The organism is Achromobacter sp. ACM01, from assembly GCF_014851745.1.
Lineage (GTDB): Bacteria > Pseudomonadota > Gammaproteobacteria > Burkholderiales > Burkholderiaceae_B > Achromobacter > Achromobacter aegrifaciens.
Map to the genome: position 1 here is coordinate 70,948 of NZ_JACVAF010000006.1, position 24,819 is coordinate 95,766.

Here is a 24,819-nt window from a genome sequence, read left to right on the forward strand (position 1 = left end):
TATCAACATTGGTGATAGAGATCTATTTTAATTGTTGATTAGCCATATAACGCGGGACCGCTTAATCTTCCCCGGGTGCAAGCGCAGTCGATACACCACGAGGGGAAATCATTGATGGTCAAGCATCTGAAAACTCTGGCCGCTGCCTGTCTGGCGGCCGGGATCGCCGCGCCCGCGATGGCCGCGGACACCTATCCCAGCAAGCCGATCACGATCGTCCTGCCCTACGCGACGGGCGGGTCCGCCGACATGCTGGCGCGCTTCGCCGCGCAGGCTTTACAGACTGAACTGGGCAAGCCGGCCATCGTCGAGGCCAAGCCGGGCGCGGGCGGCGTGCTGGGCACCGAGTTCGTCTCGCGCGCCGAGCCGGACGGCTACACGCTGGCGTTGACTGCGAGCGGCACCATGGCCGTCAACCCCTACGTCTACAAGCTGCGCTACAAGCCGCTGGAAGACTTCAAGCAGATCACGGTACTGGTCGACCTGCCTTTCGTGGTGGTCACGAACAATGAATTCCCCGCCAAGAATCTCAAGGAATTCATCGACTACGGCCGCAAGAACCCGAACAAGATCACCTTCGGCAATGCCGGCCTGGGCACCCAGCAACACCTGACCCAACTCATGTTTGCGCGCGCCGCCGGCATGCAGGTCAACATCGTGCCCTACAAGGGCAGCAGCCCGGCCATGAACGACCTGCTGGGCGGCCATATCGACGCGGTGCTGGACAATACCGGCGTGCAGACGCCCTTCATCAAGGCAGGCAAGGTGCGGCCCTTGTTCGTCACGAACCCGGAACGCGTGGCGGCCTTGCCCGATGTGCCCACCGCGCCAGAAGCCGGCCTGCCCGGGTTCTCCGCGGTCGCCTGGTTCGGCCTGGCCGCGCCCAAGGGCACGCCGGACGAGATCGTCGACAAGATCCAGCAGGCCCTGGCGCGCGAGTTCGCCAAGCCGGAAATGAAGCAGCGCCTGCTGGACCTGGCGATGATTCCGCGCGTGTCCACGCCGGCCGAGACCACGGCCCGGGTGAAGAGCGACCTGGAAACCTTTGGCAAGATCGCCAAAGAGGTCGACCTGAAGCCGATGTGACGGGACGGCTTTGCCGCGTCAGCGGCATGGCCTTCTTACACGCCACGGCGGATGGCGCGCGCAGCGTTCAAGCGCGCCGATCCGCCCTGATCTCACCGATCTCCAGTCCGTAAAAACCCGGGTTCCTTGGCTTTTTATATCGTACTACGATCTATTTTCGTATGACGATAAAAACACCAAGGAGCGGGGATGGAACTTATCGATAACCTCATGCTGGGGTTCTCCGTGGCGTTCACGCCGGAGAACCTGCTGTATGCGCTGTTGGGATGCGTCCTGGGCACGCTGGTGGGCGTGTTGCCTGGCTTGGGCCCTGTGCCCACCATCGCGATGCTGCTGCCGATCACCTATGTGCTGCCGCCCGTTGCGGGGCTGATCATGCTGGCGGGCATCTACTACGGGACACAGTACGGCGGCTCGACCACCGCCATACTCGTCAACCTGCCAGGCGAGACATCGGCGGTCGTCACCGTGCTCGACGGCCACCAGATGGCCCGCAACGGCCGCGGCGGCGCCGCGCTGTCGCTGGCCGCCATCGGCTCCTTCTTCGCGGGCTCTGTGGCCACCATGCTGATCGCGGCATTCGCGCCGCCGCTGGCCGAGGTCGCGTTCAAGTTCGGGCCGGCCGAGTACTTCTCGCTGATGACGCTGGGCCTGGTCGGGGCGGTGGTGCTGGCCTCGGGCTCGCTGGTCAAGGCGATCTGCATGATCCTGCTGGGGCTGCTGCTCGGCCTGGTTGGCACGGACGTCAATTCGGGCGTCGCCCGATATGACTTCGGCATCCCGGAGCTGCAGGACGGCATCAATTTCGCGATCGTGGCGATGGGCGTGTTCGGCTTTGCCGAGATCATGAACAACCTGGAACTGAAGGACAAGCGGGTCGAGATCACGGACAAGGTGGGTTCGCTGTATCCCAACCGGCAGGAGGTCCGCGAGGCGGCGCCCGCGATCGTGCGCGGCACCGCGGTCGGATCGATGCTGGGCATCCTCCCCGGGGGCGGCTCGGTGCTGTCGGCCTTCGCTTCCTACACTCTGGAAAAGAAGCTGTCCAAGGAACCCGGGCGTTTCGGCAAAGGCCACCCGGCCGGCCTGGCCGGCCCGGAGTCGGCCAACAATGCGGGGGCGCAGACGTCGTTCATCCCCTTGCTGACGTTGGGCATCCCGGGCAACGCGGTGATGGCGCTGATGGTGGGCGCGATGACCATCCACAACATCCAGCCCGGCCCCCAGGTCATGACCAGCCATCCCGACCTGTTCTGGGGCCTGATCGCATCGATGTGGATCGGCAACCTGATGCTGGTCATCCTCAACCTGCCGCTGGTCGGGCTTTGGGTCAAGCTGCTCAAGGTTCCCTACCGCGTCCTGTTTCCGGCGATTCTGGTGTTCTGCACGATTGGGGTGTATTCGCTTAACTACAACACCTTCGATCTGTACATGACGGCCTTCTTCGGGGTCGTCGGCTACATCTGGAGCAAGCTGCGCTGCGAGGGCGCGCCGCTTCTGCTTGGCCTGGTGCTCGGCCCGATGATGGAAGAGAACTTCCGCCGCGCGCTGCTGCTGTCGCGCGGCGATTTCACGACATTCGTGGAACGGCCGCTGTCCGCGTCCCTGCTGGGCGCGGCTGTGGTGCTGGTCGTGCTGGTCGCGCTGCCGAACATCCGCAAAAAGCGCGAAGAAGCGTTTGTCGAAGAGGACTGAGGCCGGGCCGCTTCCGCCTTTCGGCGGACCGGCCGTACTTTAGGCTGAAGACGTCCGGCTCCTGCGATCCGCGGTACAGATTGTCCATGCCCGGGCGCTTCCACAGCGCCAATCAGGTTTCTATACTGTCGGCCGCCGCGATGCTGAAGCCTATGGCGGTGGTCCGGTTGGCCGATCTGGCGTAGCTGCGGCCGCCGTGCATGCGGGCGATGGCGGCGACGATGGCCAATCCCAGTCCATGATGGTTGGCATCGAACTCGCGGGAGGTGTCGCTGCGGTAGAAGCGGTAGAAAAGCCGTGGCAGATGTTCTTCCGGTATGGGTTCGCCGGTGTTGCGCACGGCGATCAGGATTTCGCCAGCGTCGCCGCGGGAGATATCGACCTCGATCACGCTGCCGGAAGCGGCATAGCGTACCGCGTTCGAGACCAGGTTCGACACGGCGCGCTGGAACAGCGCGCGATCGACTTGTGCCGACGCATCGCCCACCACCGCGATATCGACCCCCGCGTCCAGGGCCTCGGCCTCGTGGTATTGCGTCACCTCCTGGACGATGGCGGCCAGGCTGGCCTGCCAGCTGCCCCGGGCCTGCGCGCCGCGGTCGGCCTGCGACAGGAACAGCATGTCGTTGACGATGCTGGAGAGACGCTGCAGTTCTTCCAGGTTGGAACCCAGCGTTTCGCGCAAGGCCTGCGGCGACGGGCGCGTGCTCAGCGCCAGCTCGGTCTCGCCGATCAGCGTTGCGAGTGGCGTGCGCATCTCGTGGGCCACGTCGGCATTGAATCCCTCCATCTGCACGTAGGCGCGCTCCAGCCGCTGCAGCACGGCGTTGAACTGGCGCACCAGGGGCCGGATCTCGCAGGGCTGGCCGCTTTCGTCGAGCCGTTCGCCGATGCGGTCCGGGGCTAGCTGCGCGGCCTGCTTGCCCAGCGCGTCCAGCGGCGCCAGCCCTCTGCGCACCAGCAGGGTTCCGACCGCCGCCACGACGATGGCGCCGGCCAGGGCGCAGGCGAACAAGGTCCAGGCCAGCGCCTTGCGCAGGAGGATATCGCTGGAGATGTCCAGCACCAGTTCGGCGTTCATGGCGTCGCCGGGCGCGCCGGGAAAGGGCAGCGTGAAAGCGATGCGCCGCTCATGCTTGAAGTCGTTGTCGCCGGCGATGGGGCTGCCGTAGTAGACCTTTTCGCCGTCGATCTCCAACACCAGCGAAAAATCGGGGCGGCCATAGAAGAAGTCGCTGAGCTTGTGGCGCAAGCGGGTGGAGTCCTGGCTGGCGGCGTTTTCCTCGACCAGGTGCCGTACGACCTCGACCTTCTGCTGCAGCAAGGCTTCCTGGCGGCTGGCCAGGTTGAGGTTGGTCGCGTAATAGACCACCGCGCATACCAGGCCGAGCGCGATGAAAGTCTGGATCGCCAGCCAGCGCGACAGCCAGCGGTGCAGCGATTTGGGGCGCTGCCCGGGCATCAGTCGCTCCGCGGTTCCAGCACGTAGCCCATGCCGCGCACGGTGTGCAGCAGTTTCTTGTCGAAGGGTTCGTCGACCTTGCCGCGCAGGCGGCGGATCGCGACTTCGACCACGTTGGTGTTGCTGTTGAAGTTGATGTCCCACACCTGTTCGGCCAGCTCCAGCCGCGACAGGACTTCGCCTTGCTTGCGCATCAGCAGGGCCAGCAGGGTGAATTCCTTGGCGGTCAGGTCCAGCCGCACGCCGTCGCGGCTGGCGCGCCGGCGCAGCAGGTCCAGTTCCAGCCCGTCGATGCGCAGCACGTTCTGGGCGATGGTCTCGGTCTGGCCGTGGCCGCTGCGCCGGCCCAGCGCCAGCACGCGGGCCAGCAGTTCCGACAAGGCGAAAGGCTTGGCCAGGTAGTCGTCGGCCCCGTCGCGCAGGCCCTTGACGCGGTCTTCGAGCTTGTCGCGCGCGGTCAGCATCAGGACGGGGACGCGGCTGGTCTTGCGGATCTCGGCCAGCACCGAAAAGCCGTCCATGGCGGGCAGCATCACGTCCAGCAGGACCAGGTCGTACTGGCTTTCACGCACCAGATGCAGTCCGGTGACGCCGTCCTGGGCCACGTCGACCACGTAGTTGTGTTCGGTCAGCGCTCGCCGCAAGTACTCGGCGAGTTTTTTTTCGTCTTCGATTACGAGTACTTTCATGTCAGCGGAAATAAAAAGAGTGCGCGGAAGTCCTCGGATGCTGCGTCTATTCTAGGCGGAATCGTTCTGGGGAATAAACGCAAACAGGGCGGCCCAGCCGCCCTGCGCAGCGCCGGCGGGCACGCGGGGCGCGTGCGCCACGGGCCCGGCGCTCAGCCCGGGGTGTAGATCTCGTCCAGGCGGGCGCGTTCGGCCGGCGTCATGGCTTCCAGCTCCGCCATCGCGTCGGCGCGGGTACGGGAGGTGCCCTGCTTGGCCCAGCCCGGCTTGGCGGCGTTCAGATTGGTCAGAAACCACTGCTTCGGGTCGGACTTGGCCACGGCCAATTCGGTCTTCACCTCGTCGCGCGTCTTGCCGCTGACGGCGTGGTCCGGCGCGATGGCGTAGCCGATCTCCGTGTTGGTCTGGTGCCAGGTGCTCGATGCGCTGGCGGCAAAAGGAAGGGCCAGGGCGGAACCCAGGGCGAGGGCAGCGGTGACGGTTTTGGTCTTCATGGATATCTCCCAGGTTGAGCGCGGCGCCGGTCGCGGTGTTGCGTCAGGCGCATACACGCTGTTTGTGTAGCGACGGTGACACTCTACGGACCCGTGCCCGTCAATTCGCCGACGCCCTGATTACGTTTTCGTAAGGCCGCGAACCTTACGGAAATGTCATTTTTCTGTCGCTCGATTGACGAACCCATCTGGATACATTGCCGGCTCGCCCCTTTCCTGGTTGAACCATGCATGTATCCGCTATGCCGCTGATCCTGGCGGCCTCGATGATCGCCGCGTCTGCTGCCGCATCCGCGCAGAACGCGGGCGCAGCCCGAACTTCCGTACCCCCGGCGCAGAGCGAGAACGGCGTCGTGCTGACGTTGGAGCGCGCCCTGGCCGCGGCGCTCGAACGGAATCCCGGCTTTGCCGCGGCGAAGAACGAGGCCGCGGCGAGCGAGGGCCTGCTCACGCAGGCGGGCGTGCTGCCCAACCCTTCCATCGACGTGAGCGTGGACGACACGCAATCGGCCACGCGCACCACCACCGCCATGTTGAACGTCCCGCTGGAAACCGGCGGCAAGCGCGCCGCGCGGGTCAAGGCGGCTGAGCTGTCCAGGGACATGGCGCGCCAGGGCGTCGCGGACACGCGGGCCGGCCTGCGCGCGGCAGTCATCGCGGCCTATTTCGATGTGGCGGTGGCGCAGGAGTCCGTGCGCGTGACGCGCGGCACCGTGGATATCGCCAGCGGCGCCTTGCGGCTGGCGGAGAGGCGCGTGGCCGCGGGCAAGGCGCCGCCACTGGAGGGCAGCAAGGCCCAGGTCGCGTTGGCCAACGCGCGCATCGAGGCGCGCGCGGCCGAGGCTGCGCTACTGGGCGCACGCCGCAAGCTCGGCCTGCTGTGGGGCGAATCAGAGCCGGGTTTTGCCAGCGTGGGCGCGGATCTGAACGCATTGCCGGAACGGGCGTCGATAGACGAGTTGCGGGCAGGCCTGGCCGCATCGCCCAGGATGCAGGGCGGCAAGCTTGCCGTCGACCTGGGGCAGGCGCAGCTGGAAGTCGAGAAGAGCAAGCGCTATCCCGACATCACGCTGAGCGCCGGCGTGGCCCGCGACAACGAAGCGGGCCGCGACAAGGCCCAGCTTGGCGTGTCCATTCCGCTGCCGATCTTCGACCGCAACCAGGGCAATGTCTACGCCGCCACCATGCAGGCCTACAAGGCGCAGGACCAATACCGCGAGCTGGAATCCGGCCTGATGGGAGAACTGTTGCAGGCCGTGACCCGATTCGATCTGGCAGCGGGTTCCGCGCGCGAGTATCGGAGCGCCGTGCTGCCGGGGGCCACCCAGGCCTATGAGGCTGCGCGCAAAGGCTTCGAGGCGGGGAAGTTCGGCTTCCTGGAAGTGCTGGACGCGCAGCGCACCCTCTCCGACGGAAACATCGCCTACCTGACGGTGCTGGCATCCGTGTACCAGGCTTCCGCGGATATAGACCGCATTCTCGGACGTTGAAACGAGCATAAGAAAATGGCAAAGCACAAGAGCAAGCAACCCCCCAAGATGTGGACCGCGGCCGGCCTGTGTGCGGCGCTGCTGTTGGCGTCCGTGTGTCCGGCGCAGGCGGCAGGCGAGGCGGAACACGGACATGCCGAGACCGGGCAGGGCGAGCAGGCCGAGAAGGAACAGGAAAAAATCGCGCTCACGCCCGAGCAGATCGCGGTGGCCGGCATCAAGTCCGAGGTCGCTGCGCCCGCCGCGCTGGCGACATCGGCGCAGTTCCCCGGCGAGATCAAGTTCAATGCGGACCGGACCGCGCACGTGGTGCCGCGCATGGCCGGCGTGGTGCAAAGCGTGTCGGCCGACCTGGGCCAGCAGGTCAAGAAGGGCGAACTGCTGGCCGTCTTGTCCAGCTCGGCGCTGTCCGAGTTGCGCAGCGAATGGCTGGCGGCGGCCAAGCGGCGCGACCTGGCCGCCCAGACCCACAGGCGCGAACTGCGCCTGTGGCAGGAAAAGGTATCAGCGGAACAGGACTACCAGGCGGCCCGCACCGCGCTGCAGGAGGCGGAAATCGCCGTGCAGAACGCGGAGCAGAAATTGCGCACCGTGGGCGCCGAGCCGCGCTCCAAGGACCTGGGCAGCCTGGAGATCCGCGCGCCCTTTGACGGCGTGGTGGTGGAAAAGCACATCGCACTGGGCGAAGCCTTGCCCGACAACGCCAGCATCTTCACCTTGTCGGACCTGCGCACCGTCTGGGCTGAATTCGTGATCGCGCCCAAGGATTTGCAGGATGTACGCGTGGGCGAAGCGGCCAGCGTGAGCTCCGCCGCGTTCGCCGGCAAGGCCGAGGGCACGGTCTCGTACATCGGCTCGTTGCTGGGGCAGCAGACGCGCACGGCCACTGCGCGCGTCACGCTGGAGAATCCGGACATGGCCTGGCGTCCAGGGCTTTTCGTTTCCGTCGACGTGGTCACGCGGATGTCGGACGCCGCGGTGACGGTGGCGGCCGACGCGGTCCAGACCATCGACAACCAGCCTGCCGTGTTCGTGGAGGCGCCCGGCGGCTTTGTGGTGCAGCCGGTGAAGCTGGGCAAGGCTTCGAATGACCGGGTAGAGGTGCTGTCTGGGCTTGCCCCCGGTACGCGCTATGCCGTCGAGAACACCTTCGTCCTCAAGTCGGAGCTGGGCAAGGCCGGCGCCGAGCACGCACACTGAGCCGGGGCGGAACATGTTTGAACGCTTGATCCGTTTCGCTATTGAGCAGCGCTGGCTGGTGCTGTTCGTCACCCTGGGCATGGCCGCCATCGGCGTCTACAACTATTCCCGGCTCGCCATCGACGCGGTGCCGGACATCACCAACGTCCAGGTCCAGATCAATGCCGGGGCGCCTGGGTACTCGCCGCTGGAGACCGAGCAGCGCATCACCTATCCGATAGAGACGGTGATGGCCGGCCTGCCGGGGTTGCAGCAGACGCGCTCGCTATCGCGCTATGGCCTGTCGCAGGTGACCGTTATCTTCAAGGACGGCACCGACATCTATTTCGCCCGCCAGCTGGTGAACCAGCGCCTGCAGGAAGCGAAGGAAAACCTGCCCGAAGGCGTGACGCCCATGATGGGGCCGATATCCTCGGGCCTGGGCGAGATCTACTTGTGGACGGTGGAGGCGCAGGACGATGCCAGGAAACCCGACGGCACGCCCTACACCCCCATGGACCTGCGCGAGATCCAGGACTGGATCATCAAGCCGCAGCTGCGCAATATTCCCGGGGTCACCGAGATCAACGCCATCGGCGGCTATGCCAAGGAGTACCAGGTAGCGCCCAGCACCGAGAAGCTGGCCTCCTACGGCCTGGCGCTGACCGACATCATGGCCGCGCTGGACAGGAACAACGCCAACACCGGTGCGGGCTACATCGAACGCAAGGGGGAGCAGTACCTGATCCGGGCGCCCGGGCAGGTCCGGTCCATGGACGACATCCGCGACGTGGTGCTGGCAACCGTGGAGGGCCAGGCGATCCGGATACGCGACGTGGCCGAGGTGTCCATCGGGCGCGAGCTGCGCACGGGGGCGGCGACCAGCAACGGCGAGGAGGTGGTGCTGGGCACGGTGTTCATGCTGATAGGCGAGAACAGCCGCGCGGTGTCCCAAGCCGTGTCCGTCAAGCTGGAAGCCATCAATAAATCGCTGCCGGCGGGCGTGCAGGCGGTGACGGTCTACGACCGCACCACCCTGATCGACAAGGCCATCGCCACCGTCAAGAAGAACCTGCTGGAAGGCGCGGCGCTGGTCATCGTCATCCTGTTCGTGTTCCTGGGGAACATCCGCGCGGCGCTGATCACGGCGATGATCATCCCGCTGTCCATGCTGTTTACCTTCACCGGCATGGTGAGCTACAAGGTCAGCGCCAACCTGATGAGCCTGGGCGCGCTGGACTTCGGCATCATCGTCGACGGCGCGGTCGTCATCGTGGAGAACTGCGTGCGGCGCCTGAGCCACGCGCGGGCGCACCATGGCAGGCCGCTCACGCGCAGCGAACGCTTCCACGAGGTGTTCGCGGCCGCGCGCGAGGCCCGCAGGCCGCTGCTGTTCGGCCAGTTGATCATCATGGTCGTGTACCTGCCGATCTTCGCCCTGAGCGGGGTGGAAGGACGCATGTTCCATCCCATGGCGCTGACCGTGGTGCTGGCGCTGCTGGGGGCGATGATCCTGTCCGTGACCTTCGTGCCGGCCGCCGTGGCGCTGTTCATGGGGAACAACGTCTCCGAAAAGGAGAATCGCCTGATGGCCTGGGCCAAGCGCCGCTACGAGCCCCTGCTCGACGTCGCGCTGCGCCGCACGCCGCTGATCCTGGCGGGAGCAACCGTCTTGGTGGTGTTGAGCGGGGTGCTGGCGGCGCGCATGGGCAGCGAGTTCATCCCCAACCTGAACGAAGGCGACATGGCGATCCAGGCGCTGCGGATCCCGGGCACCAGCCTCACGCAGTCAGTCGAGATGCAGAAGCAACTGGAGACCAGGCTGAAGCAGAAGTTCCCGGAAATCGAGCGCGTGTTCGCCCGCACCGGCACGGCGGAGATCGCCTCCGATGCCATGCCGCCCAGCATTTCCGACGGCTACATCATGCTCAAGCCGATGGACCAGTGGCCCAGCCCCAGGAAGACCCGCGCCGAACTGCTGGCGGCGATCCAGGAGGAAGCCGGCCAGGTTCCCGGCAGCAACTATGAGTTCTCCCAGCCGATCCAGCTGCGCTTCAACGAGCTGATCTCGGGCGTGCGCAGCGACGTGGCGGTGAAGGTGTTCGGCGATGACAACGATGTGCTGAATCGTACGGCAGCAGAGATCGCCGAGGTCTTGCAGACGATACCGGGCGCTTCGGAAGTGAAAGTCGAGCAGACCACCGGGCTGCCGATGCTGACGGTCAACATCGACCGCGCCCGCGCCGCGCGTTACGGGCTGAGCATGGCGGACGTGCAGGACACGCTGGCCATCGCCGTGGGCGGCCGAGAGGCGGGGACCTTTTTTCAGGGAGACCGGCGCTTCGACATCGTGGTGCGTCTGCCCGAAACCGTGCGCGAGAACCTGTCCGCGTTGAAGAAGCTGCCCATTGCCCTGCCCAGGCAGGACGGGCAGGCGCAGGCCGCCTACATCCCGCTGAGCGAGGTCGCCACCTTCGATCTGGCGCCGGGCCCCAACCAGATCTCGCGCGAGGACGGCAAGCGCCGCATCGTGGTCAGCGCCAACGTGCGCGGCCGCGACCTGGGCACGTTCGTGTCCGAGGCCACCGCGGCCATCGGGCAAAAGGTGCAGGTGCCGGCGGGCTACTGGACCTCCTGGGGCGGCACCTTCGAGCAGTTGCAATCCGCGGCCAAGCGCCTGCAGATCGTGGTGCCGGCGGCGCTGGTGCTGGTGTTCGCGTTGTTGTTCGCGATGTTCGGCAACGTCAAGGACGGGCTGCTGGTGTTCACCGGCATCCCCTTCGCGCTGACCGGCGGCGTGATCGCCTTGTGGATGCGCGGCATACCGTTGTCCATAACCGCCGCGGTGGGCTTCATCGCGCTGTGCGGCGTGGCGGTGCTGAACGGCCTGGTGATGCTGTCGTTCATCAGCGGCCTGCGCGTGGAGGGCAAGTCCGTGGCCGAGGCCGTGCGTATCGGGGCGCTGACGCGCCTGCGTCCGGTGCTGATGACGGCGCTGGTGGCCTCGCTGGGCTTCGTGCCGATGGCGATCGCCACCGGCACGGGCGCCGAGGTCCAGCGTCCGCTGGCCACCGTGGTGATCGGCGGCATCATCTCTTCCACCATCCTCACGTTGCTGGTACTGCCGGCCCTTTACCGCCTGGCGCACAGGAACGACGACGCCGACGAACTTGAACTGTCGAAACCGGCCTTGGCCCGGGAGTAGGTCCGTTACGGAGGCGATCCGATGAATGCCAGACCCGATCTCGATATCGCTGTGCTGGGCTCAATTAGCCCGATACAGCTATCCGTCATCATTCCATTCCTCAACGAAATGGAGGTGCTGCCGGCCTGCCACGAACGCCTGCGGCGGGTCTTGAAGACGTTGGGGCTGTCCTACGAGATCGTGTTCGTCGACGACGGCAGCAGCGACGGCAGCGCCGAATACCTGCAGACCCTGCTGCGCGAGGAACGCGGCATCAAGCTGGTCAGGCTGAGCCGGAATTTCGGCAAGGAGGCCGCGATGACAGCAGGGATAGAACATGCGGCCGGAGCCGCGGTCATCATGCTGGATGCCGATCTGCAGGATCCGCCCGAGGCCATCCCCGCCATGGTGCGGGCCTGGAAAGAGGGCGCCGACGTCGTCAGCATGCGGCGGCGCAGCCGCGCGGGGGAAAGCGTCCTGAAGCGGTTTTCCGCCTATGCCTACTACAGGCTGCTGAGCCGCTTGAGCAAGGCCGCGATCCCGCCCGACACCGGCGATTTCCGGCTGATGAGCCGGCGCGCCGTGACGGCGCTGCTGCAGCTGCCCGAACGGTGTCGCTACATGAAGGGCCTGTACGCCTGGGTGGGCATGCCGACCCGGATCATCGATTACGACCGCGAGCCCCGCGCCGCTGGCGTCACCAAATGGAGCTACCTGGCGCTGTTCCGCCTGGCCATGGAAGGCATCACCTCGTTCTCCACCGCGCCCCTGCGCTGGGCGACGGGGCTGGGAGCGGCCGCGGCCCTGGGCGGCGCGGTCTTCGGCGCCGCCATCATCTTCAAGACCCTGATGTTCGGCGATGACGTCGCCGGCTACCCCTCGCTGATGGCGATGATGACCTTCATGGGCGGCGTGCAACTCATCACCATCGGTCTGTTGGGCGAGTACGTGGGCAAGACCTATATGGAAAGCAAGCAGCGGCCGGTCTATCTGGTGCGCGACGTGCAGCACAGCGGAGCGGCGGGCATGGCGGCATCGGGCCATGGGAGGGATGCGGCTTGCAGCTGAGCGCGCGGACCATGGCCGCCGGGCTGGCGGCGATACTGGGCGTGCGCCTCTTGGCGATGGTCCTGGTGCCATTCGCCGACACGTCCGAGCCGCGCTATGCGGAGATCGCCAGGCTGATGGCGGAAACGGGCGACTGGATCACGCCCTGGTTCGCACCGGGCGTGCCGTTCTGGGGCAAGCCCCCATTGGGGTTCTGGGCCGAGGCGCTGTCGATCCGGTTGCTGGGGTTGAGCGAATTCAGCATCAGGCTGCCGTCGCTGCTGGCCACGGCGGCGACGCTTGCCATTCTTCATGCGCTGGGGCGCCGCCTGTTTACGCTACAGGCCGCCAGATGGACCGTGCTGGTGTACGCATCCATGTTCCTGCCCCTGGTCGCGGCCGGGGCAGTGTTGACCGATCCGTTCCTTGCCCTGGGCGTCACGCTGAGCATGGCGTCATTCATCCTGGCGCGCGGGCCGGCGGCGGGGTTTTGGCGCTACGGATTTTTCCTGGGACTGGCGATCGGCCTGTTGTCCAAGGGACCGCTGGCCGTGGTGTTGGTGGCGGGCGCCATCGTGCCCTGGATGCTGTGGCATGGGAACGTCCTGGCCAGCCTGCGGCGCCTGCCATGGGCAGCGGGAAGCGTGATGACGGCGGTCCTGGTGCTGCCCTGGTACGTGGCCGCGGAGATCAAGACGCCGGGCTTCATCCAGTATTTCATCGTAGGCGAGCACGTCCTGCGCTTCGTGGATCCGGGCTGGACCGGCGATCTCTACGGCTCGGCGCACAGCCGGCCCTACGGCGCCATCTGGCTGGACGGGATCGTGGCGTCGTTGCCTTGGGGAGTGTTCGGCGTCTGGCTGCTTGCCCGACGCTGGCGCGGGCCGGTGCGGCGGGCCGGCAGATGGCTGCGCCGGCCACGCTGGACCTATCTGTTGGCCTGGGGCGCGGCCACGCCGCTCTTCTTCACCCTGTCGGGCAACATCCTGTGGACCTACGCGCTGCCGGCCTTGCCGCCGCTGGCCTTGGCGATAGGCGCATGCCTGAGCCGCGCCCGCGCCCTGGCGCCAGCCCGCGTGGCGACGGCCTGCATGGCGTTGGGGCCGATTGCGGTGATTGTTTTCTGCGGCTTGCTGCTGGCCAAGCCGGAGCGGCTCAAAACGGAAAAACACCTTGTCGCCCGGGCCGACGCGCTGATGGCGCCCGGCGAAAAGCTCTACTTCGTCGACAGCCTGCCGTTCTCGGCGCGCTACTACTCGCGGGGCGCGGCCGCACGGGTGCCGCTGGAAGGTTTGGAGGCCGTATTGCCCAAGGACGGCAGGGTATTCCTGGCAGTGGAAAAAGCGGATCTGCGGCGAGTGCGCGAGCAGACGGGCGTGGAGCTTGAGCCGGTCTACACCAGCCGGCGCTACGTCTTGGTGATCGCGGGTACGCCGGCAGATCGCCGCCGGAGGCCGGCGGCGATGGTTTTATCGTCAAGGGCCGGGCCTGGATCCGGGCCCGGCCAGACTCAGAAGCCCACGGCCTGACCGTCGCGGCGCGAGTCGGACGCCGCCACGTAGCCGCCTTGCGGCAGGCGGCAGATCAGCTGCGCCGAACCGAATTCCAGGCTGTCGGCGGGCGCCACGGCGACGTTGTGGCCGCGTGCGCGCAGCGCGTCGACCACGTCCGCCGGCAAGTGCGATTCCACATTGACCACCGGGCCTTTTTCCACGCGGAAGCGCGGCGCGTCGCTCATGGCCTGCGGGTTCTGGCCGAACGCCGCCAGGCGCGTGACCATTTGCAGATGACCCTGGGCCTGCATCGATCCGCCCATCACGCCGAACGACATCAGCGGCTGGCCGCCGCGCGTGACGAAGGCGGGGATGATGGTGTGCATCGGCTTCTTGCGCGGCGCGACCTGATTGGCGTGGCCGGGCGTCAACACGAAGTTCAGGCCGCGGTTGTGCAGGCTGATGCCGGTGTCGGGCACCACCACGCCGGAACCGAAGCCGTGGTAGTTGGACTGGATGAAGGACACCATGGTGCCGCTGGCGTCGGCCGCCGTCAGGTACACGGTGCCGCCGGTGGCGGGCGTGCCCGCGACCGGCACGCTGGCGCGGTCCATGGAAATCTGGCGCGCGCGCTCGGCCAGGTAGCTGCGGTCCAGCAGGGCGGCGGCGCTGGTGCGCATGTGGCGCGGATCGGCGACGTGGTGGTGCAGGTCCGCGAAGGCCAGCTTCATCGCTTCGATGCTGACGTGATAGTAGTCCGCGCTGTCGCGGCCCATGCTTTCCAGGTCGAACTGTTCCAGCATGCCCAGCGCCATCAGCGCCGAGATGCCCTGGCCGCTGGGCGGGATCTCGTGCAGTTCGTAGCCGCGGAACGATTGCGAGATTGGCGTGACCCATTCGGGACGGTGCTCCGCCAGGTCCTCGGCACTGAGCGCGCCGCCGGTCTGCCGCGCGAAGTCGGCGATCTTGCGGGCGAGCTCGCCGCGGTAGAAGCTCTCGCCGCCGCTTTCGGCGATGGCGCGCAGCGTCTTGCCCTGCGCGGGAAAGCGCCACCATTCGCCGGCCTGCGGCGCACGGCCCTCGGGCAGGAAGGCGGCGGCAAAGCCTGGCTCCTGCGCCAGCTTGGGCGCTTGCGTGGCCCACTGGCGGGCGATGGTGGGCGATACCGCGAACCCTTCCTCGGCATAGGCGATGGCGGGTTCGAACAACTGCGCGAAAGGCAGCTTGCCGAAGCGCTCCGACAGCGCCTTCCACCCCGCGACCTGACCCGGCACGGTCACCGTGCCCCAGCCGGTGCCGGGCATGGCGTCGCGGCCGGCGAAGTACTCCGGCGTCCACGCGGCGGGCGCGCAGCCGCTGGAGTTCAGACCGTGCAGCTGGCCGTCATGCCAGACCAGCGCGAACATGTCGCCGCCGATGCCGTTCATGACGGGTTCGACCACTGTCAGCGCGATGGCGGTGGCGATGGCGCTGTCCACGGCGTTGCCGCCGGCCAGCAGCATGCGCAGCCCGGCTTGGGCCGCCAGCGGCTGGCTGGTGGCGACCGCGTTGGCGGCCAGGACCGGCATCTTCCGGGATGCGTAGGGGAAAGACCAATCGAAGGGTAAGGACATGGAAACGGGGAACTCGTAGTGAAAATTACTGCGGCGTGATGCCGGCCTGATCGATCAGCTGCTTGGTGCGCGGGATTTCGGCCTTGATGAAGGCGGCGAATTCCTCGCGGCTGCCGCCGCGGGGCTCCGCGCCAGCTTCCGCGAGCTTACTGCGCAGCGCCGGATCGGCAAGCACTTTGTTGACGGCGCGGTTGAGCTTGTCGAGCACCGGAGCGGGCGTGCCTTCGGGCGCGACCAGACCGTACCACGGCGCGATGTCGTAGCCGGCGTAGCCCTGTTCCGCGATCGTGGGAATCTCGGGCGCCAGCGCCGAGCGCTTGGCGTTGGACATGCCCAGCGCCAGCAGCGCGCCGCTCTTGGCCTGGGGCAGGCCGGTCATGATGGTGTCGAAGTACATCGAGACCTGGCCGCTGAGCAGCGCGGGGATGGCTTCGCCGGCGCCCTTGTACGGCACGTGCAGGATGTCGATGCCGGCCACGGACTTGAGCATTTCGCCCGCCATGTGCGAAGTCGTGCCGGTGCCGAACGAGGCGTAGGTCAGTTTGCCCGGGTTGGCGCGGGCGTAGGCCACCATTTCCGGCAAGGTCTTGAACGGCTGCGACGGATTGGCCAGCAGGATGTTGGGGGTGTACGCCACCATGGACACCAGCGCGAAGGCGTCGGGGTCGTAGGACAGGCGCTTTTGCAGGAAGCGGTTGGTGACGATGGCGGCGGGGCCGCCCATCAACAGCGTGTAGCCGTCGGGCGTTGCGCGTGCCACCGAAGCGCTGCCGATAGCAGCCGCGGCGCCCGGACGGGCTTCGACGACGAAGGGCTGGCCCAGTTCCGTCGACAGCGCGGCGCCCAGCTGGCGCGAAATCAGGTCGGTGGCGGAACCGGCCTGGAAGGGCACGACGATGCGCACCGGATGCTGCGGCCAGTCGGTCGCCTGGGCGCCCGCTTGGGCGGCAAAGGCCACGGCGGCGGCGCCTGCCAGCGCCCGGATGAAACGAAACTTCATGAATTCCCCTTGATCGCGTTATGGAGTGCGTGCAGGGATTAGACGCAAGCGGGCGCTGCAAGACCATTAGGATTTGCATCCATGGATCACTGGATCCAATTTGTGTTATTTTTGTGGTTATCTATCATGGCGGCTTTCGTGGGCCTATCCGTCGGCCCTAGCCCCGGGACTCCAATGCTGCAATTCCAAAAGACAGCCATCAGCGCCGAAGACGAGGCCTACCTGCATCTGCAGCGCGAAATCCGCCTGGGCCGCTACGCGCCCGGCCAGCGCCTGGTGCCCGAGGTGGTCGCGGCCGAAATCGGTACCAGCCGCATGCCGGTACGCGGCGCGCTGCGCCGGCTGGCCTCGGAAGGATTGGTCGAGATCCGCGCCAACCGCGGCGCGGTGGTGCGCGGCCTGAATCAGCAGGAAATGCTGGAAGTGTTCGAAATGCGGTCCGTGCTGGAAGGCCTGGCCATGCGTAACGCGGTGCTGCACATGGGCGCCGAGCATATCCGCCGCCTGTCGCTGCTGCTGGAACAGCTGGAGCAGGGGCCGGGCGAACACCTGGACTGGATCACCGCGCATCGCGAATTCCACGAATACCTGTGCAGCTTCTGCCAGCAGCCGCGCCTGCTGCGCCAGATCTCGGAGCTGCATTCCGTCGTCGAGCCCTATATGCGCCTGTGGGTGGCCCAGCCCGGCCGCGTCCTGCGCGTGCGCGAATCGCACCAGGAATTGATCGCCGCGTTGCAGACGCGCGACCCGGCGCGTTGCGAAGCGGCCATGCGCCAGCATGTGCTGAACACGGTGCCCGCCCTGCAGGCGTTTCTGGAGCAGGCGGCCTAGGACGCGCGGCTTTGCTCTAGACTGGCGCCATCCTCTACGCGCCCGTCCCGTCATGACCGCATCCGCCGATCTCATCCGCCGCCTGGACCTGCTGCCGCACCCCGAAGGCGGCTACTACCGCGAAACCTATCGCGCCGCCGATGCCGTGACGCGCGGCGACGGCGCGCGCCGCTCGGCCAGCACCGCCATCTACTACCTGCTATGCGACGGCGCCTGGTCGACCTGGCACCGCATCCGGTCCGACGAACTCTGGCATTTCCATGCGGGCGGGGCGCTGCTAGTCCACGTGCTGGCGCCGGACGGCGCTTACCGCTGCCTGCGGCTGGGCGACGCGCTGAAGGACCCTGAGGCCGCGTTCCAGGCGGTCGTGCCGGCCGGCAGCTGGTTCGCGGCAGAATTGGCCGACCCCGCCGGCTATGCGCTGGCCGGCTGCACGGTGGCGCCTGGCTTCGAGTTCAGCGAGTTCGAGTTGGCCGACGCCGCCGACCTGCAACGGCTGTACCCCGCGCAGGCCGGGGTGATCGCGCGCCTGGCCCGCTAGTCGGCGCCCTGTGCTTGCGGTTTTTTCCTGCGGGTGAACTTGGCCTCGCTTGCCAGTACGCCCGCCACGATCAGGCCGGCGCCTACCAACGCCAGCGCCGGGAGCCGGTCGCCGGCCAGGCGTCCCACGATGCCGCCCCACACAGGCTCGCCGGCATAGATGACGGTGGCCCGGGTTGGAGACACCGACTTCTGCGCCCAGTTCATGGTCAGCTGGATGATGGCGCTGGCCAGTCCCAGGCCGATGGCCGCGCCCGCCCACAGCCATGAGAATTCGGGCACCGCCTCGCCCATCACGGGCATCAGCGCGAACGACACCAGGCCTGCCGTCAACAACTGCACGAAGGTGACGCGGCGGCTGTCGACCTTCTTGGCATAGTGGCCGATCAGGATGATCTCCGCGGCGATCGCCGCGGCCCCGGCAAGCGTCGCCGCTTCGCCCACGCTGAAATTCAGCGCGCCCGCCTGCGGACCCGCCAGCAGGATCAGGCCCGCGAAGGCCAGCGCCACGCCCACCCAGCTCATCAGGCCTGGCGGCTTCTTCAGCACGGCCCATTGCAGCAGCGGCACGATGGGCACGTACATCGCCGTGATGAAGGCGGACTGGCTGCTGGTGATGGTCTGCAAGCCGTAGGTCTGCAGGAAGTAGCCCAGGAACAGGGCGCAGCCGATGGCGATGCCGGCGCCGACCTCCTGGCGGGTGATCGCAGCCATGTGCTTGCGGAACATCAGCAGCGCCATCAGGCCGGCGATGGTGAAACGCACGCCCACGAAGAACAGCGGTCCGCTGTGCTGCATGGCGATGTGGATGATGAGGAAGGTGCTGCCCCACAGCATGGTGACCAGCACCAGCGCGATTTCCTGGCGGGACAGGGCGAACATCGAGGTCTTGGACTTCACGGTCTGCTTCGGGCGCGACGAAATGGCGAGCACTATACAGCGCTTCGGTGACCGCTCACCGAACAGATTCCCCGATTCCGGGCGGAGCAGGCATATAGCCAGGAGTAATATGACGCGTCCGGCGTCGTCAGGCCGCCGGAGACGACAAGCCGGTGCACGCCTCGTTCTTCCCGCTCCCGCCGCGCCTTTTTGGGCGGCGCTGGCGAACCTGGGCGCGCCAAGCGGCCACAAGAAGATATCGAGGAGAAGCGCAAGTGGAGAAGCAAGAGTCGGGCGGCTGGTATTTCGGCTGGAACATCGTAGGCGCCGCTACGGTACTCACCCTGTTGACGGTCGGCCTGCGCATGGGGGTCGGGCCGTTCTTCCTGCCCATCGCCGACGCCCTGGGCTTCACGCGCAGTACGCTGTCCGGCATCGTCGCGATCGGCATGCTCTGCTATGGGCTGGCCATGCCGGTAGCAGGTTATCTGGTCGGCACGCGCGGCACCCGCTTCGTGCTGCTGACCGGCACCGCCATCGTCGTGTTGTCGATCATCTGGACGGTCTACGCGCGCGGCCCCATCGAATTCCTGCTGTCCTTCGGCGTGGCGCTGTCCATCGGCCTGGGCTTCACCAGCCCGGTAGCGTTGACGCCGGTGATCAGCCGCTGGTTCACGCGCCAGCGCGGCATGGCGCTGTTCTTCCTGTCCACCGGTTCCATGGCCGGCATCGCGCTGATGACGCCGACCCTGACCTTCGCGATCTCGGCCGTGGGCTGGCAGGAAACGCTGCTGGGCTTCGCCGCGCTGTTCGCGCTGCTGACCGTGCCGATGGCGCTCTTCGTCATGCGCGATGAAGCGCCCGAGCACACCGACCTGCTGCCGCACCAGATCATCGACAAGGCGGGACCGGCCAAAGCTGCGGCGAAGCAGCCGGCGCCCAATGTGCGCGCGGCGCTGAACTCGCTGCCGTTCTGGCAGGTGGCGCTGGGCCTGTTCGCCTGTGGTTTCAGCATGAACCTGCTGGGCACGCACGGCGTGCCCATGCTGATGGACCATGGCTTTGACGCCACCACCAGTTCGCTGGGCATCGGCCTGATCGGCCTGGTCGCCATCTTCAGCACCCTGGTGCTGGGGCGCATGTCCGACCAGGTCGAACGGCGCGCCATCCTGGCCGCGATCTATCTGGTGCGCGGGCTGGGTTTCTTCGCGCTGGTCATGGTGGGGGCGCATTGGGAACTGTACGCAGCGGCCACCCTGGGCGGCATCGCGTGGGCTGGCAGCATCGCCCTGTCGTCGGCCATTCTTGCGGACGTCTACGGCGTGCGGCTGGTGGGCGTGCTTTACGGACTGGTCTACCTGGGCCACCAGGTCGGCGGCATGATCAGCTCATGGCTGGGCGGCTGGGCCTACGAGACCTTCGGTACGCATTGGGTGGCCTTCGGGGCAGCGGGCGCGCTGCTGTTGGCGGCGGCCCTGATTTCCTTGCGCCTGCCGGCGCGGGGCCTGCCGCGCGCGGTAGCGGTGGCCGGCCGTTGATCCCCGCGGACTGTGGGCGATGCCGTCCGCAGCGTTTGCCATCGCATCCGTGACGCCGGATGCGATGGTCTCCAGGACCGTCCTAGCGGTCCTTCAACAGCGATACCAGTTCCGGCACGTAGCGGTCGCCGCCGCCCTGAGTGACGGCCTGGTCGAACGTGTGCTGCACGGCCGCGCCGATTTCCCGTACCGCGCCCGTTTCCGCGGCCATGGTGTTGTAGTAGGACAAATCCTTCTGCGCATTCGACATGAAGAACCGCAGCGAGGACGGATCCTGTTCCAGCAGGTAAGGCTTGATGCGTTCCAGTGCCACGCCGCCGCCGCCGCCCTTGGCCAGCACGTCGGCGAACACCGCCGGATCGATCTCCGCGCGCAGCGCGCAAGCTGCGGCTTCCGACAGCAGCGCGACCACGCCCAGCGACACGTAGTTGTGCAGCAACTTCATGCGATGGCCGGCGCCGATCGGGCCGGCGTGCGTGATGTTCTCGGCGAAGCAGGCCAGCAGCGGCTTGCATTCCTCGAACAGCGCGGCGTCGCCGCCCACCAGCAGATTGAGCCGGCCCTCGGCGGCTTCCTTGGGGGTGCGCGTCATCGGCGCATCGAGGAAGCGGCCGCCGGATTCCGTCACGGCCTGCGCCACCTTGACGGTGGAAGAGGGGATCGCCGTCGAGCAATCGATGATCACCGTACCGGGACGCAAGCCCGCCAGCACGCCGCCCTCGGACAGCAGCACGGCCTCGACCTGCGGGCTGCCGGTAACGCAGAGGATGATCACGTCAGACTGGGCCGCCAGCGTGGCGCCATCGGTCACGCTGGTTGCGCCCGCGGCCTTCAGCGCGTCCAGGGGCTGATTGCCCGGGTGCTCAAGCACGGTCAGCGCGTGCCCGTGCTTGACCAGATTGCTTGCAATGCCATGGCCCATGAGGCCGATACCAACCATGCCGACTTTCGCCATCTTCCACTGCTCCTGCCATGTAGGGGTTTGTTATGGCGTAAATCTTACTCTGACTTGCGGATCGTCCGCGCCGCGATCACAGGTCTGCGGATAGCGGTGCCGGCAGCAGACTTCTTTGCGATACTCGAGGTATTCCGCGTGAAAAAACCAGGCTTGAGCATGACAGACTCCATTCCTTCCGGTTTCGCGCCTTGGCGCCCCAGCAGCCCCTTCATGGAACATCTGGCCGACCTCGGCGCGCTCTACAAGCGCGATGCCGATTGCGTCCTGGCCCTGCGCGTGGGGATGGCGCACACCAATATGCACGCCATCGCACACGGCGGCCTGCTCGCCACGCTGGCCGACAGCGCGCTGGGCCATACCATCGCCGAGCAGGCGCAGGCCTCGGTGGTCACGGTGCAGATGTCGGTGGAATACCTGAACCCGGTCAAGCCCGGGGACTGGCTCGAAGCCCATGTCCGCATCGACAAGCAGGGCCGCCGTCTGATCTACGCCACCTGCCTGCTGCAGGTCGAAGGCCGCGTCATGCTCAAGGCCAACGCGGTCTTCGCGGTGCGCGCCGCGCCCGCGCCGGCTTCCGACGGTTGAGCTTCTTGCGGGTCTACAAGTAAGGCGTAGCCAGCCAGATCACCTTGTTGCGCAGGCGCTTGGCGAACGGCGCGCGCAGCAGGTTCTCCAGCGTCTCGCGCTGGCCCTGCGCGATCAAGCCGTCGACCCGTGCGCCGATCCAGCGCGCCACGCCGGGGTCGTAGATTTCAGTATCCAGCTCGAAGTTCAGCCGCAGGCTGCGCGGATCCAGGTTGGACGAACCCACATAGGTCCACGCGTCGTCCACCGTCATCAGCTTGGAGTGGTCGAACGCGCCATGCGAACGCCAGACCCGGCAGCCCGTGCGCACCACCTGGTCCAGCTGGGCCGTCATCGCGTAGTCCACCAGCCGCAGGTTGTTCTTCCCGGGAATCACGATGTCCACCACCACGCCGCGCCGCGCGGCCGTGGCCAGCGCGCCGATCAGCGTCTGGTCCGGCAGGAAGTAGGGCGACTGGATGCGCACGTGGCGCTGCGCCACCGCCAGCGCGCCCAGCAGCATATTGTGCGTGCTGCCCAGCGCGCGGTCCGGGCCGGACGGCACGCAGCGCATCGGCACGTCGCCCGTCGGCGGCAAGGCCTCGGGATCGAACCAGGGCCTGGCCGGCAGCGATTCGTGCGTCGTGAAGTTCCAATCGTGCGCAAACACCGACATCAGCTGCGTCACGATCGGTCCTTCCACCCGGAAGTGCGTATCGCGGTTGGTGCCATCGCCCGCCAGCGCGCTGACGAAGGCCGCGCGCACGTTCATCCCTCCGGTAAAGCCCAGGCGTCCGTCCACCACCAGCACCTTGCGGTGGCTGCGCAGGTTGGCATAGGGCATGCGCAGTACGCCCAGCGGATTGGTCATGAAGCGCGCCACTGGCACCCCGCCGCGCGACAGCATGCGCACGATGGGCGGCCGCGAATACTTGGAACCGATGGCGTCGATCAGCACCCGCACCTCGACCCCGCGCTCGCGCGCCTCGATCAGCGCCTGCGCCATCTCCCGCCCGATCGCGTCGTTGTCGAAGATATAGCTCTGCATCGCCACCGCGTGGCGCGCTTCGCGGATCGCCTGCAGCATCGCCGGATAGGCCTCGTCACCGCCGGCCAGCGGCCGCACCGCGTTGCCGCCCAGCAGGCGGAAGCGGCTGACGCGGTCGCCCAGCACCTTCAGCGACGCGAACTGCTGGCCCGAGATCGGCGCCACGTCCACCGGCGCGGTCTCGACCTGCTCCGCATCCACCACCATCGCCTCATCGCGCTGCTGCGACAGCCGCGTCTTGCGGATCCGGTTGATGCCCGCCACGAAATAAAACAACGCGCCGAACAGCGGCGAAAACAGCGCCACCCCCACCCAGCCTATGGCCGCCCGCACGTCCTGTTTGGTCATCGCGGCATGCACCGCCGCGCCCGTTCCGGCCACGATGCTGATGGCAAACACCAGATGGGGCCAGTAATCGATCAAGATTGCGTGTATGCGGTCCATGGCGATGGCGTAAGCGCGGCCTCCGTAGATGATCAATGGCGAAGGATAGCAAGGTGGCCCGCGCTGGCAAGTGGGGCGGCAGGGCCGGTTTCACACGGATTAAAAAAACGTGCTAGAATTCGGCCTCTTCGTTGTTGAGCAGCTTTCAAAAGCAGCGCAGCAAGGAAGAAAAGCAGTATCAGAGGTGGCTGTAGCTCAGTTGGTAGAGTCCCGGATTGTGATTCCGGTTGTCGTGGGTTCGAGCCCCATCAGCCACCCCAAAGAATTCAATGAAGATAAGGCACTTTCGCGAAAGCGAAGTGCCTTTTTTCATTTGCTGGCGCTTTACGCTTTCGGCGCATCTTGTGCTTCGCTTGCTCCGCAAGCGCGGGCTGAATTCCAGTCAAGAAAAAGCCATCCGGAGATGGCTTCTACGACTACCCGCAAGGCGAGGCCCCGAGACTTTCCATCACTCAGCCCGCCACTGCCCCGCCTCATCATCCCGCAACCTTGCCCCCGCCCACACGACCCGCCCCAACACCCGCACCGATGCCCCGTTCTCCAGCGGTATGTCATCGTGCAAGGAATTGAACGACCGCGCCACCCATTGCCCGGTTAGCCGTTCCCTGGCCACCGTCTTCACGATCATCTTGCCGTCGTAGTTGATGGCATAGACGCCGCCGGCGGCGATGTCCTGCAGCGTCAGGCTTTCGTTGGGGACCACCAGCAACGCAGCTCCGTCCCGGATGACGGGCTCCATGCTGTCGCCCTTCGCATACACCACGCGGCCTCGGCCGTTGTCCGCGCCTACCGACCTGAGGAAGGACTTGCGGAACTGGATCATGCCGGTCTGTTCTTCGGCATGGTTTTCGATGGGGTCGCCCGCAGCCAGGCGCACGTCGGACAGTTCCGGGACCTTCTCGAATCTGTCGTTGGCCGCGGGCGGTTCACCCACGCCCACATTGGCGACCACGCCTTTCTGGGTGCTGATCCGGACCCTGCCTTCGCGTTCGGTCTGGCGCGTGGTCTTGCCGCCTTCCCAGGGCGCTGCAGGCAGGCCATCGATGCGCATTGGGAACTCGTCTCGGGACAAGTAGGTGTCCACCAGCGAGTCGCTGCGCAGGACCGTCGGCATTCGTGGCGCGGCGGTAGCAGGGGAGACGTCAATCCCCAGCTTCAATTGCGCGATTGCCAACGCAATTGCGCCCTGTAATTTGTTCAGCTGATCCGGGGGCAATGCCCGCACCTGTTCTTCCGGGATGCCGGGGAAGGGCCACGGAGGGGGCGCCGGCACCGCTGCGGCCAGGGATCCATCGCTCGCAGGCAGTTTCGGGGCGGTGCCGTCATATAGCCATTGCGCGTTCACGCGCAGCAGCGGGGCGACCTTGATGCAGGTCGCCATATCCATGCCGTTGGACCCATTGAACCAATGCGTCGCCGCGCCGGAAGAGGCGCCGGCTGCCTTCCATAGGTCTGTCTTGGTAAGGCGCGGTTCGGCCGCGTCCGCACGACGGGCCGCTTCCTCGTTGAACGCCTGTGTGATTCGCTTCTGAAAGGTCATCTTAGGATGCTAAACAAAAACAATCTTAGTTGGCTTGCATTTAGA

General features: G+C 66.6%; 20 protein-coding genes and 1 tRNA gene. 12 read left to right on the plus strand and 9 right to left on the minus strand.

The window, feature by feature from the left end; genetic code table 11:
- Positions 1-114: 114 nt before the first annotated feature.
- Together IB268_RS25205 and IB268_RS25210 are read left to right on the plus strand one after the other, a co-directional pair.
- Positions 115-1,086, plus strand: a complete 972-nt coding sequence (locus IB268_RS25205; RefSeq protein WP_175161621.1) for a tripartite tricarboxylate transporter substrate binding protein — start codon at positions 115-117, stop codon at positions 1,084-1,086.
- A gap of 189 nt (positions 1,087-1,275) precedes the next feature.
- Entirely contained in the window at positions 1,276-2,781 is a 1,506-nt protein-coding gene (locus IB268_RS25210) for a tripartite tricarboxylate transporter permease (RefSeq protein WP_192330847.1), read from the plus strand.
- Positions 2,782-2,893: 112 nt separating this feature from the next.
- Here the strand turns inward: IB268_RS25210 and IB268_RS25215 are convergent, their stop codons facing one another.
- The 3 genes from IB268_RS25215 to IB268_RS25225 all read right to left on the minus strand — a co-directional run bounded on the left by IB268_RS25215 (position 2,894) and on the right by IB268_RS25225 (position 5,426).
- The gene (locus IB268_RS25215; protein WP_192354973.1) at positions 2,894-4,243 is read right to left on the minus strand and encodes a heavy metal sensor histidine kinase; all 1,350 of its coding nucleotides are present in this window, start codon (positions 4,241-4,243) and stop codon (positions 2,894-2,896) included.
- Complete coding sequence (locus IB268_RS25220) at positions 4,243-4,932, minus strand: heavy metal response regulator transcription factor (protein ID WP_054453490.1); 690 nt, start codon at positions 4,930-4,932, stop codon at positions 4,243-4,245. The genes IB268_RS25215 and IB268_RS25220 overlap by 1 nt, the downstream gene beginning before the upstream one ends.
- A gap of 152 nt (positions 4,933-5,084) precedes the next feature.
- Entirely contained in the window at positions 5,085-5,426 is a 342-nt protein-coding gene (locus tag IB268_RS25225; RefSeq protein ID WP_119449588.1) for a DUF4148 domain-containing protein, read from the minus strand.
- A gap of 227 nt (positions 5,427-5,653) precedes the next feature.
- Between IB268_RS25225 and IB268_RS25230 the strand changes: the two genes are divergently transcribed.
- From IB268_RS25230 to IB268_RS25250, 5 genes are read left to right on the plus strand one after another with little or no spacing between them, the layout of a single operon-like run.
- Positions 5,654-6,916, plus strand: coding sequence for a TolC family protein (locus IB268_RS25230; RefSeq protein WP_192354974.1), 1,263 nt, complete (start codon positions 5,654-5,656; stop codon positions 6,914-6,916).
- 15 nt (positions 6,917-6,931) lie between these two features.
- Positions 6,932-8,116: an efflux RND transporter periplasmic adaptor subunit gene (locus tag IB268_RS25235; protein ID WP_192354975.1), complete on the plus strand. Its 1,185-nt coding sequence runs from the start codon at positions 6,932-6,934 to the stop codon at positions 8,114-8,116.
- Positions 8,117-8,129: 13 nt separating this feature from the next.
- Positions 8,130-11,300, plus strand: a complete 3,171-nt coding sequence (locus tag IB268_RS25240) for a CusA/CzcA family heavy metal efflux RND transporter (protein ID WP_192354976.1) — start codon at positions 8,130-8,132, stop codon at positions 11,298-11,300.
- Positions 11,301-11,321: 21 nt separating this feature from the next.
- Complete coding sequence (locus IB268_RS25245) at positions 11,322-12,347, plus strand: glycosyltransferase family 2 protein (protein ID WP_192354977.1); 1,026 nt, start codon at positions 11,322-11,324, stop codon at positions 12,345-12,347.
- Entirely contained in the window at positions 12,338-13,855 is a 1,518-nt protein-coding gene (locus IB268_RS25250; RefSeq protein WP_192354978.1) for a glycosyltransferase family 39 protein, read from the plus strand. Before IB268_RS25245 ends, IB268_RS25250 begins: the two co-directional genes overlap by 10 nt.
- On the opposite strand, the gene ggt is transcribed toward IB268_RS25250, so the two are convergent.
- Both ggt and IB268_RS25260 read right to left on the minus strand, forming a co-directional pair.
- Positions 13,837-15,432, minus strand: a complete 1,596-nt coding sequence (gene ggt / locus IB268_RS25255) for a gamma-glutamyltransferase (protein WP_054453480.1) — start codon at positions 15,430-15,432, stop codon at positions 13,837-13,839. The two genes, IB268_RS25250 and ggt, sit on opposite strands and share 19 nt — an antisense overlap.
- 25 nt (positions 15,433-15,457) lie before the next feature.
- Entirely contained in the window at positions 15,458-16,432 is a 975-nt protein-coding gene (locus IB268_RS25260) for a tripartite tricarboxylate transporter substrate binding protein (protein WP_054453478.1), read from the minus strand.
- A 174-nt stretch (positions 16,433-16,606) separates the two neighbouring features.
- On the opposite strand from IB268_RS25260, the gene IB268_RS25265 reads away from it, so the two are divergent.
- Complete coding sequence (locus tag IB268_RS25265) at positions 16,607-17,263, plus strand: GntR family transcriptional regulator (RefSeq protein ID WP_013395291.1); 657 nt, start codon at positions 16,607-16,609, stop codon at positions 17,261-17,263.
- Positions 17,264-17,315: 52 nt separating this feature from the next.
- Entirely contained in the window at positions 17,316-17,804 is a 489-nt protein-coding gene (locus tag IB268_RS25270) for a cupin domain-containing protein (protein ID WP_175161657.1), read from the plus strand.
- On the opposite strand, the gene IB268_RS25275 is transcribed toward IB268_RS25270, so the two are convergent.
- Positions 17,801-18,685, minus strand: a complete 885-nt coding sequence (locus IB268_RS25275) for a DMT family transporter (RefSeq protein ID WP_119449606.1) — start codon at positions 18,683-18,685, stop codon at positions 17,801-17,803. The two genes, IB268_RS25270 and IB268_RS25275, sit on opposite strands and share 4 nt — an antisense overlap.
- Positions 18,686-18,957: 272 nt before the next feature.
- On the opposite strand from IB268_RS25275, the gene IB268_RS25280 reads away from it, so the two are divergent.
- Complete coding sequence (locus IB268_RS25280; RefSeq protein ID WP_054453472.1) at positions 18,958-20,220, plus strand: MFS transporter; 1,263 nt, start codon at positions 18,958-18,960, stop codon at positions 20,218-20,220.
- An 82-nt stretch (positions 20,221-20,302) separates the two neighbouring features.
- Here IB268_RS25280 and IB268_RS25285 read toward each other — a convergent pair whose 3' ends face one another.
- Positions 20,303-21,175: an NAD(P)-dependent oxidoreductase gene (locus tag IB268_RS25285; protein ID WP_119449596.1), complete on the minus strand. Its 873-nt coding sequence runs from the start codon at positions 21,173-21,175 to the stop codon at positions 20,303-20,305.
- Positions 21,176-21,334: 159 nt separating this feature from the next.
- Between IB268_RS25285 and IB268_RS25290 the strand changes: the two genes are divergently transcribed.
- Positions 21,335-21,763: a PaaI family thioesterase gene (locus tag IB268_RS25290; RefSeq protein WP_054453468.1), complete on the plus strand. Its 429-nt coding sequence runs from the start codon at positions 21,335-21,337 to the stop codon at positions 21,761-21,763.
- Between the two features lie 13 nt (positions 21,764-21,776).
- Here the strand turns inward: IB268_RS25290 and cls are convergent, their stop codons facing one another.
- Entirely contained in the window at positions 21,777-23,234 is a 1,458-nt protein-coding gene (cls, locus tag IB268_RS25295) for a cardiolipin synthase (RefSeq protein ID WP_192354979.1), read from the minus strand.
- A 184-nt stretch (positions 23,235-23,418) separates the two neighbouring features.
- Here cls and IB268_RS25300 point away from each other — a divergent pair.
- Positions 23,419-23,494: transfer RNA gene (locus IB268_RS25300), tRNA-His, on the plus strand.
- Between the two features lie 188 nt (positions 23,495-23,682).
- Here IB268_RS25300 and IB268_RS25305 read toward each other — a convergent pair.
- A complete protein-coding gene (locus tag IB268_RS25305) occupies positions 23,683-24,774 on the minus strand; it encodes a S24 family peptidase (protein ID WP_192354980.1) in 1,092 nt (363 codons plus the stop codon).
- Positions 24,775-24,819 lie beyond the last annotated feature (45 nt).